We start from the raw sequence: 13,528 nt of genomic DNA, 5'->3' as shown, positions 1-13,528 counted from the left end.
CCCGCGGTGCCACCCCAAGGAGCGTCCTGCTCCCTGCATCCAGGGTCCAAAAACGCGGACCAGACAATTGCCCCCCGCGGCCTACCGCTTCAACACAACACTCCGAAGAGTTCCCTGGTCTACTCTCTTCATCAACGTATGGCATACTGCTGCAATAGTTAATATTTTATGCAACTCCCGTAGCTTTGTCAAGCGAAATTTCATTGCACGGACAACGCAACATCCAATTCGTCCTTCAAAGTGTCCATCAGTTCTTTGACGGAAACGATCTTGTCCAGCTTGTAGGCATTGCTGCCCACAAACACCAGCCCTTCCTCCGTGTCCCCCTTGACCGCGTTCACCAGGGCCTTCGTGATGCAGAAGGGTGTGGTCTTGGGGTCGCATTTGTGCACGCATTGGTAGCACTTGGTCACCTTGACCTTCTCCCCCTGCTCCACCCGCTGGATGAAATCGTTCATGATGGCCCTGCCAGGCAGCCCCACGGGGCTCAGCATGATGCCGATATCCTCCTGCTTGCTGTCCAGGTAAGCCTGCTTGTAAGCGTCGCTGGCGTCGCACTCGTGGGTGGCCACGAACCGGGTGGCCATCTGGACTCCCTTGGCTCCCAGCTTCAGGTACTGGGCGATGTCCTTGCCGTCGAAGATGCCTCCGGCGGCGATGACGGGGATGTTCTTCTTCAGGGCATCGAAATGGGCGATCAGCTCGGAGACGATCTCCTTCAGCTGGGGGGACTTCCCTTCCTCCAGCTCATCCCGCCTGAATCCCAGGTGTCCCCCCGCCTCGGAGCCCTCCACAATGATGGCGTCCGGATCCACATCGTACTTCTTGTTCCATTGGCGGATGATAAGCTGGGCCGCCCGGAGGGAACTGACGATGGGCACCATTTTGGTTCCCGTTCCCTTGGCGTACTCCGGTAATTCGATGGGCAGTCCCGCACCGGAGATGATCATGTCCACCTTTTCCTCCACCGCGACCTTGGCATACTCCGCATAATTCCGCATGGCGACCATCAGGTTCACGCCGATGGCTCCCGTGGGGCAATGTTCCCTTGCCAGCCGGATCTGTTTGCGGAGGGCGCGGATGTTGGCAGCCAGGGGATTCTTTTCAAAATCCTCTTCCTGGTAGCCGATCTGGGCGCCGGATATGACACCCACACCGCCTTCGTTGGCCACAGCCGCCGCCAGCCTCCAGCCGGATACGCCCACGCCCATGCCGCCTTGGATGATCGGCACGGGAATCGTCAAGTCTCTTATTGTAAGGGAAGGTATACTCATGGTCATGCTCCTCATTAAAAAGTATTTTGATATTCAAAGTATTTTCAGCATACCATAAATGCTTGTGAAAATCCAGTACATTTTTTCAGGCAAACAGTTCCAGCAGGTCCCCTTCCACCAGCACCGCCCGGACCGGTGCGCCTTCCACGCTCCGGATTTTCAAGGGCAGGGCCATCAGACGGTATTCTCCTGGAGGGACCTCCTTCAGACGCAACCCTTCCAGGATCACGATGCCGTCCTCCAGCAGCTGGATGTGGGTGCTGTGGTCCTTCTGGGCCCTTTCGATGCCCAGCCCGTCGATCCCCACGCCTTTGATCCCCTTCTCCTTGAGATAGGCGGCTCCGGAGGTTTCCAGATAGACGAAGTCGTCCACAAAGGTTTCCACCAGGGAGTTGGTCGTCTTGAACAGCAGGAAGTCCCCCTCCCGGATTTCCAGCCCCCGGAGGTCCTCAGCGGTGATTTTCGGCTCCGCAAGCCCTGTCATGTCGAACACCTTGCATCTGGACAGCATGGTCCTGATGTCGAAACTGTCCAGCACGTCTCCCCCGGGGATCATGTGCAGGGGCATGTCGATGTGGGTTCCGCAGTGCATCTCCATGGTCAGCTGGGTCTCATGGAGATGGTTCTGGGGATGGTTCGCCAGGTTGGCGAACCGGGGTTGCTTTTCCGGCTTGTTCTTGTACACCTGCATGCCTTCCTCTATGGTCATGGATACATCGTAGAACTTCATCGCTCCTCGCCTCCTGTTCCTCCTAGTTGGATGTCCACCACTTCCGTCCGTCCCTGGCCAGCAGGTCCATCGCTTCCCGGGGTCCCTCGCTTCCCGCCTGGTAGTTGGGGAAGGCCGGCTTATTCTTGGCCCATGCCTGGGTGATCCTGTCCACATACCGCCAGCTGTACTCCACCTCGTCCCAGCGGGTGAAGAGGGTGGAATCCCCCTTCATCACATCGAACAGGAGGCGCTCGTAGGCTTCCGGGGAACTGTATCCGATTTCGCAGTTTTGGCAGAAATCCATCTTCACCGGCACCATCTCGTTGGTGGTTCCCGGCTTTTTCGCGTTGAACTGCAGGGAGACCCCTTCATAGGGCTGGATCCGGATGACAAGCATGTTGGGGGCCGTGGACTGGTATCCCTTCATATATAAAAGGTCCGCCATTTCCTTGAACTGGACGCTCACCTCGATGGATTTGTGGTGCATGCGCTTTCCCGTCCGGATATAGATGGGGACGCCGGACCAGCGGAAATTCTGGATTTCCACCTTCAGTGCCACGAAGGTCTCCGTGTCGGAGCCGTCCGCCACCCGGTCCTCCTCCCTGTATCCCGGAACCTCCTGGCCGTCCACGATCCCCCTGACGTATTGTCCCCGGACCACGTTATGGACCACCAGGTCCTCGTCCAGTTCCTTCAGCCCTTTGAAGACCTTAACCTTCTCGTCCCGGATGGATTCCGTATCCAAACGGATTGGCGGCTCCATGGTGGTCACCGCCAGCAGCTGGAGCAGGTGGTTCTGGACCATGTCCTTCAGGGCCCCGGAATTCTCGTAGTAGCCCCCCCGGTCACCCACGCCCAGGGTTTCAGTGGAGGAGATCTGTATGTGGTCGATGTGCTTGTTGTTCCAGACCGGCTCGAAAAAGGCGTTGGCGAAGCGGATGACCATGATGTTCTGGAGCATTTCCTTGCCCAGGTAATGGTCGATCCTGTAGGTGTTCTCCTCGCCGAACACATGGGTGATGTGCCGGGAAAGCTCCTTTGCGGAGGCGAAGTCCTTGCCGAAAGGCTTCTCGATCACCACCCTGCTCCAGGCCCCCACTTCCCGGACAAGACCGTTTTTCTGCAGTTTGTCCACAATGACGGAGAAGTACTCCGGTGCCACCGCCAGATAGAACATCCTGTTCCCCCGGGTGGCGTACTTGTGCTCCAAGGTGCAGAGATAGTTGTCGAACTCCGGATAGGCCTCGTCGTCCTCGAAGGGCAGCCGGTAGTAGTGGATCCTCGCCTTAAGCCGGTTCCACTGCTCTTCCTCGAATGGGAAACGGGCGTTGCCCCGGATCCCCTCCTCGATTCCCACCAGATATTCCTCGGTGGTCTTGTCCCGGCGCCCCACGGACACCAGCACGAAATTCTCGGGCAGAAGCCCCTCGTGCTGGAGGTTGTACAGGGCCGGAATAAGTTTTCTGTATGTCAGGTCACCGGTGCCTCCGAAGATGACCATCAAATTGGATAATTCCATTTCACCACTCCTTCCGTAAGTCATAATTATAGCACCATTGTTTTTCATTTAGAAGACATCATTTGCCTTTTCAGGAAATATTGTCCGGTCACGCTTGTATTCATTATACGCATATTGTATAATTGAAAATATTTGTGCAGCCTGCCGCCCCTGGCGGGCTCCGTTTATACCTATGGAAAGGGAGGGTACCCCATGATCATCGAATCCAGTTTCATTCCCCGGAAATCCGGACTGGGAAAAGGATATTACATCGACTGCGCCGGCAGCTATCTGGTCAGTGACCTTGCCAAGGAAACCCAGCTTCCCGAAGGCCGTCTGCATTCCATTTTTGAGAAACACAATGCAACGCTGGATTTGGGGAGCCAGGTCTATTATTTCACTACCCCTGCCGATGCCAAGATGGCCATCCAGGAGATCCTCTCCCAGGTACCCTTGGACGAGCGGGGCAAGGCGGTCTATCTCACGGAGGCCGAAATCGAGTACATCCGCAGGGCGCTGATCAACGAGGACGCCAACATGCTGGCTATGCGCACTTCGGTCAGGGACACCATCTTCCGCAAATTGAACGGATGACAACAGCACAAACGACAATCAGGAGGACACCTTATGAAAAAAGCACTATTGGTGGCGGTCATGGCCGCCGTCTTGACACTCGCAGCCTGCGGCGGCGCCGCTGAAACCGACGGAAACGTCTTGCGGATCGGTGTGGACGACGCCTATCCCCCCATGGAATTCCGCAACGACGCCGACGAACTGGTGGGCTTCGACGTGGACTTCGCCCATGCCCTGGGCGAGGAGCTGGGCATGGAAGTCGAATTCATCCCTACCGCCTGGGACGGCATCTTCACGGCCCTGGTCTCCGGCAGCTATGACGTGGTCATCTCTTCCGTCAGCATCACCCCGGACCGGATGGCCGAGTACGACATGACAGACCCCTATCTGGCCAACGGCCAGGTCATCGTCGTCCGTTCGGACGCCCAGGACATCACGGACCCTTCCGGACTGGCCGGCAAGACGGTGGGCGTGCAGATCGAGACCACTTCCCATGCATCCGCCAGGAAATACCAGGAGGAATTCGACTTCCAGCTGGATTCCTACGACCAAATCATCCAGACCTTCATGGACCTGAAAGCGGACCGCCTGGACGCCATCGTGGTGGACGGCATGGTGGCGGCGGAATACATCAGCAGCGATCCGGGGAGTTACCGGGTCACCAGCGCCAAGCTTTCCAACGAGCCCATCGGCGTCTGCCTGAAGAAGGGCGCCAATCCGGAGCTTCTTGAGAACCTTAACAACGCAATCGCGACCCTCCGGGAGAACGGCCGGCTTGCCGAAATCTCCATGGAATGGCTGGGCGCGGACTATACGACGGAAATCGATTCGACCTTGTGGTAGGATGCCCTGCAGGCAAACCGCCAGGGAGCGGAGGGGGTAAACCGGGAAATCCCGCTTGCCCCCTTTTTCCTGTCCGGGCCCTCCGCCACCCCCTGCCGACCCCGGCAGGCCCTGCAACAAAAATCAGACCCATTGGGAGTGAAAACTATGTTGGATAAACTCATCGGCGCCCTGCCCGTCATGCTGAAGAACTCGGTCCTTACCTTGGAGCTTACCTTGGGGGGCATCGCCATCGGCATGGTCCTGGGACTGCTGCTGGCCATCGGACGCTTGTCCAAGAACAAGCTGGTCGGCGGCTTATCCTGGTTCTACATCTGGCTCTTCCGCGGAACCCCCCTGCTCATGCAGATCTTCTTCATCTACTATGCCCTGCCCCTGATATCCCCCGCCTTGAAGTTCCCCAAGCTGGCCAGCGCCATCGCGGCCCTGGGCCTGAACTCCGGCGCCTATCTGGCGGAAATCATCCGGGCGGCCATCCTCTCCATCGACAAGGGGCAGATGGAGGCCGCCAAGGCCCTAGGCATGAGCTACAAGCAGGCCATGGCCAGGATCATCATCCCCCAGTCCTACCGCAGGCTGATCCCCCCCGTTGGGAACGAATTCATCATGCTGCTGAAGGACTCCGCCCTGGTCTCCTCCATCGCCCTTACGGAACTGCTGCGCACCACCAACCAACTGGTGAACAACAACGCCAGCGCCCTGTTCTACCTGCCGGCGGCGGCCATCTACCTGACCCTGACCAGCATCTTCACCTTGGTCTTCCAACGGCTGGAAGCCAAGTACTCCGTCTATGAATAGAGGTGACCTATGAGCAACATGATCCGCATGGAAAACATCAAAAAATCCTTCGGCACCCTGGAAGTGCTGAAGGACATCAACCTGTCCGTGGAGAAGGGGGAGGTGGTCTGCATCATCGGCCCCAGCGGCTCCGGAAAAAGCACCCTCCTGCGGTGCATCAACCACCTGGAGCGGATCACCTCCGGCAGGATTTGGGTGGACGGCAAGCTTGCGGACCACCGGGAGAACGACAGGGACATGGTGAAGTTCTCCCACAAGGACATCCATCAGCTCTGCAGCGAAGTCGGCATGGTCTTCCAGCGCTTCAACCTTTTCCCTCACAAGACGGTCCTGGAGAACATCATGGAAGCCCCGCTGGTGGTGAAGAAGGAGGACAAGGCGGCCACCCGGGAGTCCGCCCTCTCCTTGCTGGAGCTGGTGGGGCTGACGGACAAAGTGCACGAATATCCCGCCCGCCTCTCCGGTGGCCAGCAGCAGCGGGTGGCCATCGCCCGGGCCCTGGCCATGCGGCCGGAGCTCATGCTCTTCGACGAGCCCACCTCCGCTCTGGACCCGGAGCTGGTGGGCGAGGTGCTGGAGGTCATGAAGAAACTGGCCGAGGACGGCATGACCATGCTGGTGGTTACCCACGAGATGGGCTTCGCCAAAGAGGTGGCGGACCGGGTCATCTTCATGGACAACGGCTATGTGGTGGAGGACACCACCCCGGAAGAGATCTTCACCAACCCCAGGAACGAGCGGACCCGGGAATTCCTGAACAAGGTCCTGTAGGGGACGGAGAAAGGGGATGCGGCAAACCATATGGACGGTTTGCCGCATCCCCTTTTGTGCACTTGGAAAGCATGCTTTCCAGCAGGCTGTGGGTCACAGGAAATATTCCATCTTCCGGTCGATCATCTCCTGGATCCGCTCCAGGTACTGTTCCAGGTTCTTCACGTTCTCGATCCGCTCGATCCGGTTCTCCCTGGGATGCACCACCTTGGTGATGGCTCCGGCCCCGTAGGCCAGCACGGTCTGGACCTCCTCCATGACCACCACGTTGTAGACGCAGGCAGTACCCGGCCGGGCGTAGCCGATGTTCTCGTGGCTCCCCACCATGTTCTTCTGCCGGTACATGTAGTAGGGCGCCAGCCCCATCTCCCGGGCCGCTTCCCGGGCGATTTCCACCATTGCCGCCACCTTGTCCTCCCCGGGGAATTCCTGCAGGTCCTCCTCTTCCTTCAGCCGGGAGGCCCGCTTCACCGCCAGGGTGTGCACCGTCAGGTTGTCGGGGGCCAATTTCTCCACCTCCCGGAAGGTGTGCCGGACCTCTTCCAACCCTTCCCCGGAGAGTCCCAGGATCAGGTCCATGTTGATGCGGTCGAAGCCCATCTCCCGGGCCATGCGGAAGGTTTCCTCCACATCCCGGACCGTATGCTCCCTGCCGATCCTGTCCAGGGTCTTCTGGTTCATGGTCTGGGGGTTGATGGAAATCCTGTGGATGCCGTACTTCCGGAGGATTTCCAGCTTCTCCCGGGTGATGGTGTCGGGCCTTCCCGCCTCCACGGTGATCTCCTCCAGCCCCTCCCAGGGCAGGAGCGCCGACAGCTTTTCCAGCAGATGTTCCAGGTCTTCTTCATCCAGAGCGGTGGGGGTCCCGCCGCCGATGTAGAGGGAGCGGATCCGTTTCCCCGCCTTCCCCGACCAGAGCTCTCTGGTCTCCCCCACTTCCCTGACCAGGGCGTCCACGTAGGGCCTGGCCAGATGCCTGTTCTTGGCCATGGGATAGGCGGTGAAGGAACAGTAGAGGCAGCGGGTGGGACAGAAGGGGATTCCCACGTACACGCTCATGTCTTCCGGTTCCCCGCCCTGGAGCACCTCCTGCTCCGCCGCCGCAATCTCCTCCAGCAGGCGGATCTTCTCTGGGGAGATCCGGTAGTTCCTGGCCAGGACCTCCCCCAGGGTGTCCAGGCTCCCCTCCCGGAGGTGCTCCAGCACGATCTTGGTGGGCCGGATGCCCGTAAGCACCCCCCAGGGCAGGGGGGCACCTCCCCCTTCCAAATACAGGTTGTAGACCAGGTGCTTGAAGGCGAACTTCTCCCGCTTCTTCCGGTCCCCGGAGAAGGAGCGGTAGAAACAGCTCCCCTCTTCGTTCCAGCGGACTTCCCTGCTCCCCCAGGGACTCTCCACCAATAAAAAATCATCCCTGCAGTCGATCGACCAGTCGGATGATTCCTTTACCATATCCACCAGAATCTCCTGGCCCTTGTACAGCGCATGCAGCAGCGTCTTCGCGTCGTAAGCGTATGCAGGTTCACTGATCCATATCTTCATTCTTGTCCCTTTCCTTCGGTACCTACCATCCGTTGTTGTTCAGGTAGGGGTTGCTCCTCTTTTCCACTCCGATGGTGGTTTCAAAACCATGCCCCGCATGCACCTTCGTCTCCGGCGGCAGCAGCAGGAGCCTGCCCTTGATGTTCTCCTTCAGGGCGTTGGCCTTCCCCGGATAGAAATCCGTACGTCCCATGCATCCGGCCATCAGGGTGTCCCCTGTGAACACGACCCCCTGGGCCCTGTTGTAGAAGCAGGTGTCCTTCTTGGAATGGCCCTCCACCACGAAGCAGTCGAAAACCAGCTCTCCACCGAAATCCAGCACGTCCCCATCCTCCACCAGGGTGTCCGCCTGGGCCGACAATTCCCTTCCTAGAAAATACAGGGAGAGGTTCTGTTTCGGGTCTTCCATGACCAGCGCCTCTTCCTTGTGGGCCACCACCTGGGGATGGAGGTGCCGCATCAGGTCGGGGACGGCGGACACATGGTCGAAATGCCCGTGGGTCAGCAGCACCGCCTGGAGGTCCAGTCCCAGGGACGCCAGATTCTCCACGATGCGTTCCGCTTCCGCCGGCGCGTCCACCAGCACCGCCTTCTTCGTTTCCTCGTCGTATGCGATGTAGCAGTTGGTCTGCAGTTCCCCCAACACAAGCTTCAACACCTTCATGCCCGTCCTCCCCCTTCGCTCAATTGTTGGACCGGATGATGTCCACCACGCCCTCGATGTGCCGCAACTTCTTGGTCAGCTTCTTCAACTGCTCCACGCTGCTGATTTCCACAGAAATGTTGAACACGGACCGCTGGTCGTTGTTCGTCCTGGCATTCAGGGACTTCACCGGAATCTCGGCGTCGGTCAGGGTCTTGGAGATGTCCACCAGCAGGCCCACCCGGTCGTAGCCCACCACCTGGATCTCCACGGTGTAGCGTGTCTTGGCGTCCGCGGCGTCCAAGGGATGCCATTCCGCTTCGATCAGCCGGTGCCTTTCCTCGTCGTTCAGGTTGATGATGTTCACGCAATCCGTACGGTGGATGGAGACCCCCCGGCCTCTCGTGATGAAGCCGATAATCTCGTCGCCGGGCACGGGTGTGCAGCATCTGGAGAAGCGCACCGCCAGGTCCTCGATCCCCTTCACCATGATGCCGCTTTTGGACCGCTTCACCTCCGGCTTCTCCGCCGTCCTGGTGCTGATCTCCTGCAGGATGTCCTCCGCCGTCACCTTGCTTTTCTGCAGCTTCTGGAGCTCCTCATGGAGCCGGTTGACCACCTGGCCTTCCTTCAGGCCCCCATGGCCGATGGCGGCCGTGACGGAATCCCAGTCTTTGAATCCGTACTTCGCCTGCACGATCCGCTGGAACTCGGGCCGCATCAGCTCCGAGAGCACCATGCCCTTGGCCTTCACATACTTCTCCAGCATTTCCTTGCCACGGATGATGTTCTCCTCCTTGAACTCCTTCCGGAACCACTGGTTGATCTTGTTCTTGGCCTGGGAGCTCTTCACAATGTGCAGCCAATCCCGGCTGGGCCCCTTTGAATTCTGGGAGGTGATGATCTCCACCCGGTCCCCGTTCCTGATCCTGTAGTCGAAGGTCACGATTTTTCCGTTGACCCTTGCCCCCACCATTTTGTTGCCCACGGCGCTGTGGATATGGTAGGCGAAGTCGATGGGGGTGCTGCCCATGGGCAGGTCCACCACATCCCCTGTGGGGGTGAAGGCGTAGACCTGCTCGTTGAACACGTCCAGGTCGCTCTTGAGAACGTCCATGAACTCCTTGTTGTCGGACATGTCCCTCTGCCACTCCAGGATCTGCCGAAGCCAGTTCAGCTTCTTCTCCGCGCTCTCCTCGATGGACTGGGAGGTCTTGCCCTCCTTGTACTTCCAGTGGGCGGCAATCCCGAATTCAGCGGTCCTATGCATCTCGAAGGTCCGGATCTGCATCTCGAAGGGTTCCCCGTCCTTGTCGATCAGCGTCGTGTGCAGGGACTGGTACATGTTCGGCTTCGGCATGGCGATGTAGTCCTTGAACCTACCGGGCACAGGCTTGTACAGCTCATGGATGATCCCCAGGACCCCATAGCAGTCCTTCACGGATTCCACGATGGCCCGTACGGCGAAAAGGTCGTAGATTTGGTCGATGCTCTTGTTCTGGTTCACCATCTTCTTGTAGATGCTGAAGAAATGCTTCGGCCTTCCGTCCACTTCCGCCTGGATGCCCACCTGGTCCAGAGCCGTCTTCACTTCCTTGACGATCTCCTCCACGTAGGCCTCCCGCTCGTTCCGTTTCCGGGCGATCTTCTCGTAGATGTCGTAATAGGCGTCCTTGTCCAGATACCGGAGGGACAAATCCTCCAGTTCCGCCTTGATGGTGGAAATCCCCAGCCTGTGGGCCAGGGGGGCGTAGATGTCCAGGGTCTCCTTGGCCTTTTCCCTCTGCTTGTTCTCCGGCATGTACTTCAGGGTCCGCATGTTGTGGAGCCTGTCCGCCAGCTTGATCAGGATGACCCGGATGTCCTTGGCCATGGCCAGAAACATCTTCCGGTAGTTCTCCGCCTGTACCTCTTCCTTTTCCGTACTGTAGTTGATCGCGGTGAGTTTCGTCACCCCATCCACCAGTATGGCGATTTCCTCGTTGAATTCCCGGGCGATGTCCTCGGTGGTGTAGTCCGTGTCCTCCACCACGTCGTGGAGCATGCCCGCCACGATGGATTCCTTGTCCAGTTCCAGGTCCGCCAGGATGTTGGCAACTGAAACAGGGTGAATCAAATATGGTTCACCCGATTTCCGGACCTGGCTGCCATGGGCCGTCTTTGCTATATTGTAGGCTTTTTCCACCAAGGTGAAATCTTCCGACGGATGGTACCTCTTGATTTTCTCGATCAACTCGTCGTACAGCTTTTCAGGCATAGGACCCACCACTTTCCGATTCTTAGTATTTCATGACCGCGTCAACCGCATAGCCTTCCAGAATGGACCTGCCTTCCAGGAATTCCAATTCGATGAGGTACACCAGCTTTTCCACCGTGCCGCCCATTTCCTCGATCAGTTCCACCATGGCCCTGGAGGTCCCTCCCGTGGCCAGCAGGTCATCCACAATCACCACCCGGTCACCGGGGCTGATGGCGTCCTCGTGCATCTCAATGGTGGCTGTCCCGTATTCCAGCGTGTAGGACTTCGACTTGGTCCTGTAGGGAAGCTTGCCTTCCTTGCGCACTGGCAGGAATCCCTTCCGCATGTTGTAGGCCAGCGGCACCCCGTAGATGAACCCGCGGGATTCCGGTCCCACAATGTAGTCGAACTCCAGACCCGCAAGGCTCGCCTGCATCTGCTCGATGGAAGAGCACAGGCCTTCCGGGTCCTTTAGGATCGTTGTGATGTCCTTGAAGACGATCCCTTCCTTGGGGAAATCCTTGATGTCTCTGACCAATTTTTTCAAATCCATGGCTTTTTCTCCTCTAACTCCTTGAGTGTACTATATTATACAACTTTGAATGCTGCAATTCAACTTTTTTAATTGTACCGAAAGCGAATTCCACGGCCTGTTCCCCCAGGGTGAATTCCACCAGCTCCAGCTCCTTGAAGACCGCCAGGCAGAAGAGGTGTTTGAAAAGGTCCTCCTGCCCGGTCAGTTCCAGATGCTCCATCCACTTCCCCAGGGCCACCCTCCTGACCCCCTTCTTGTCCAGGGTCTGCAGGGTTCTGTACATGCGGACGCAGTCCTCCTTCTGGAGATGCCGCCCCTTCGCCAGGAGCAGTTTGGCCCCCCGGACAGGGTCCTCCACCAGGCAGCGGGCGAACGCCTGCAGTTCCCGTTGGAAGCCGCTTTCGTGCTGCAGGTCCCGGATGAGGACCTGGGCTTTCTTCGTTCCCCTCCACTGGTTGATGGAAAGGTTCCCCACAACCGAGACCGGTGCGTGTGCGCCGATCTCCTCCAGCCATTCCCCTTTGGAGAAGGCCAGCCCTTCCATCACACGGCCGCCATCTCCCAGCAGGAGCTTCAGGTGGGTCTTGTCCTTGCCCAGGAGCTGGGCGGATTCCACCGTTGCCTGTATTTCGAAGGCGGGCTCCTCATTGCCCGGTCCGAAGGGTTCCAGGATTTGGATCCTCTCCACCAGGGAAATGTCCACAGCCTCCAGCGCCAGCGTTTCTTCCACCCTGATTTTCGGCAGCAGCATCTCCGGTGTCATATGCACCTTTGCATAACGGTTCAGCCTATCCCGCAGGTCTTCCACCTTTCCGGCTTCCAGGGACATGCCCGCGGCCATCTCGTGGCCGCCGAACTTGTCGAATAGGTCCTTTACCGAAAGAAGGGCTTCGAAGATGCTGAAGCCCTCCACGCTCCGGGCGGAACCGGAGGCCCTTCCCTCCTCGACAGCCAGCAGGATGCACGGTTTCGTGTACCGCTCGGTGATCCTGGAAGCGACGATGCCGATGACTCCGTGGTGCCAGCCCTCCTGGGCCACCACCAGGATCCGCCGGTCCCGGTTTCCGGAATCCCCTTCGATCAAGGAGACCGCCTCTTCCAGAATCTCCATCTCCCGCTGTTGCCGCTTCCTGTTCTCCTCGTCCAGGGACTCCGCAATGGGTTTGGCCGTCTCCATGTCCTCCGACAGGAACAGCCGGACCCCCCGCTTGGCATCCCCCATGCGTCCGGCCGCATTCAGCCTGGGGCCCAGCCGGAATCCCACCATGGAGGCCGTCGGCCGTCCATCCATGGCCCCAGACACCTCCAGCAGGGCTTTCAGCCCTGGATTCCAAGTGTCCAGAATGGTCCGGAAGGCCACATGGACGATGATCCTGTTCTCGTCCACCAGCGGGACCACATCCGCAACGGTGCCTACGGCTGCTATCTCCAGGTACTTCCAGATCCCTTCCGTCCCACCCCAACGGATGGCCAGGGCATGGACCAGCTTGAAGGCCACGCCCACGCCTGCCAGTTCCTTGAAGGGGTAGGTGCAATCCGGCCTTTTGGGGTTCACCACAGCAACGGCTTCCGGCAGGCCGTCCTGGCATTCGTGGTGGTCTGTGACCACCAGGTCCAGCCCCAGGCTTTTCGCCGCTTCGGCCTCCTTGAAGGCGGTGATTCCCGTGTCCACGGTCACCACCAGGTCCGCCCCCTCCCTCCGGAGCCTTTCCAGCGCCTCCGTGTGGAGTCCGTACCCCTCCTCCAGGCGGTCCGGGAGATAGTAGTCCACCCGGGCGCCCTTGGAACGAAGGAACAGGAACAGGAGCGAAGTGCTGGTTATTCCGTCCACATCATAATCCCCGTAGATGACGATTTTTTCCTTGCGCCCCACGGCGGCTTCTATCCGTTCCACAGCCTTGTCCATGTCCTTCAGCCCGTAAGGGTCGTAGAATCCCTCCACATCCGGCTTGAGGAAACACCGGACCCCGTGCTCCCCATGGACCTGCCTGCGCATGAGCATCCGTGCCACCAGTGGGTCGGCAATCCCGAACTCCGTACGGTAGGCCTCCACCTCCCCAGGGTCCAAAGGCTTGTAGCGTCTGATCGTTTCCCGCATGG

The 13,528-nt window shown here is 58.9% G+C and carries 12 protein-coding genes; 4 read left to right on the top strand and 8 right to left on the bottom strand.

Going from position 1 to position 13,528, the window contains the following annotated elements; all coding sequences use genetic code 11:
- Positions 1 to 200: 200 nt before the first annotated feature.
- From GXN74_RS07590 to zwf, 3 genes are all read right to left on the bottom strand, one after another.
- Positions 201 to 1,274: an NAD(P)H-dependent flavin oxidoreductase gene (locus tag GXN74_RS07590; protein ID WP_162370333.1), complete on the bottom strand. Its 1,074-nt coding sequence runs from the start codon at positions 1,272 to 1,274 to the stop codon at positions 201 to 203.
- Between the two features lie 85 nt (positions 1,275 to 1,359).
- Positions 1,360 to 2,004 (bottom strand): cyclase family protein, encoded by a 645-nt coding sequence (locus GXN74_RS07585; protein WP_162370332.1) that lies wholly within the window; start codon positions 2,002 to 2,004, stop codon positions 1,360 to 1,362.
- A 22-nt stretch (positions 2,005 to 2,026) separates the two neighbouring features.
- Positions 2,027 to 3,505: a glucose-6-phosphate dehydrogenase gene (gene zwf / locus GXN74_RS07580; protein ID WP_162370331.1), complete on the bottom strand. Its 1,479-nt coding sequence runs from the start codon at positions 3,503 to 3,505 to the stop codon at positions 2,027 to 2,029.
- Positions 3,506 to 3,697: 192 nt separating this feature from the next.
- Between zwf and GXN74_RS07575 the strand changes: the two genes are divergently transcribed.
- From GXN74_RS07575 to GXN74_RS07560, 4 genes are all read left to right on the top strand, one after another.
- Positions 3,698 to 4,078 carry a hypothetical protein gene (locus tag GXN74_RS07575; RefSeq protein WP_162370330.1) on the top strand — a complete coding sequence of 127 codons (381 nt, stop codon included), beginning with the start codon at positions 3,698 to 3,700 and terminating at the stop codon, positions 4,076 to 4,078.
- Positions 4,079 to 4,111: 33 nt separating this feature from the next.
- Entirely contained in the window at positions 4,112 to 4,900 is a 789-nt protein-coding gene (locus tag GXN74_RS07570) for an ABC transporter substrate-binding protein (RefSeq protein ID WP_162370329.1), read from the top strand.
- Positions 4,901 to 5,047: 147 nt separating this feature from the next.
- Positions 5,048 to 5,698, top strand: coding sequence for an amino acid ABC transporter permease (locus GXN74_RS07565; protein ID WP_162370328.1), 651 nt, complete (start codon positions 5,048 to 5,050; stop codon positions 5,696 to 5,698).
- A 9-nt stretch (positions 5,699 to 5,707) separates the two neighbouring features.
- Positions 5,708 to 6,469 carry an amino acid ABC transporter ATP-binding protein gene (locus tag GXN74_RS07560; RefSeq protein ID WP_281355215.1) on the top strand — a complete coding sequence of 254 codons (762 nt, stop codon included), beginning with the start codon at positions 5,708 to 5,710 and terminating at the stop codon, positions 6,467 to 6,469.
- Positions 6,470 to 6,562: 93 nt separating this feature from the next.
- Here the strand turns inward: GXN74_RS07560 and hemZ are convergent, their stop codons facing one another.
- Genes hemZ through recJ form a run of 5 tightly spaced genes read right to left on the bottom strand, consistent with a single transcriptional unit; the run spans position 6,563 to position 13,526 of the window.
- A complete protein-coding gene (gene hemZ, locus GXN74_RS07555) occupies positions 6,563 to 8,011 on the bottom strand; it encodes a coproporphyrinogen dehydrogenase HemZ (protein ID WP_162370327.1) in 1,449 nt (482 codons plus the stop codon).
- A 22-nt stretch (positions 8,012 to 8,033) separates the two neighbouring features.
- Positions 8,034 to 8,675: an MBL fold metallo-hydrolase gene (locus tag GXN74_RS07550; RefSeq protein ID WP_162370326.1), complete on the bottom strand. Its 642-nt coding sequence runs from the start codon at positions 8,673 to 8,675 to the stop codon at positions 8,034 to 8,036.
- A gap of 19 nt (positions 8,676 to 8,694) precedes the next feature.
- Positions 8,695 to 10,911 (bottom strand): RelA/SpoT family protein, encoded by a 2,217-nt coding sequence (locus GXN74_RS07545; RefSeq protein ID WP_162370325.1) that lies wholly within the window; start codon positions 10,909 to 10,911, stop codon positions 8,695 to 8,697.
- 22 nt (positions 10,912 to 10,933) lie between these two features.
- Positions 10,934 to 11,446, bottom strand: a complete 513-nt coding sequence (locus tag GXN74_RS07540; RefSeq protein ID WP_162370324.1) for an adenine phosphoribosyltransferase — start codon at positions 11,444 to 11,446, stop codon at positions 10,934 to 10,936.
- A 13-nt stretch (positions 11,447 to 11,459) separates the two neighbouring features.
- Entirely contained in the window at positions 11,460 to 13,526 is a 2,067-nt protein-coding gene (gene recJ / locus GXN74_RS07535) for a single-stranded-DNA-specific exonuclease RecJ (RefSeq protein ID WP_162370323.1), read from the bottom strand.
- Positions 13,527 to 13,528: the final 2 nt, after the last annotated feature.

Source organism: Anaerotalea alkaliphila, assembly GCF_010179735.1.
Classification (GTDB): Bacteria; Bacillota; Clostridia; order Lachnospirales; family Vallitaleaceae; genus Anaerotalea; species Anaerotalea alkaliphila.
Note: the sequence above shows the minus strand (reverse complement) of the source record. Positions and strands in the feature narration are given on the sequence as shown.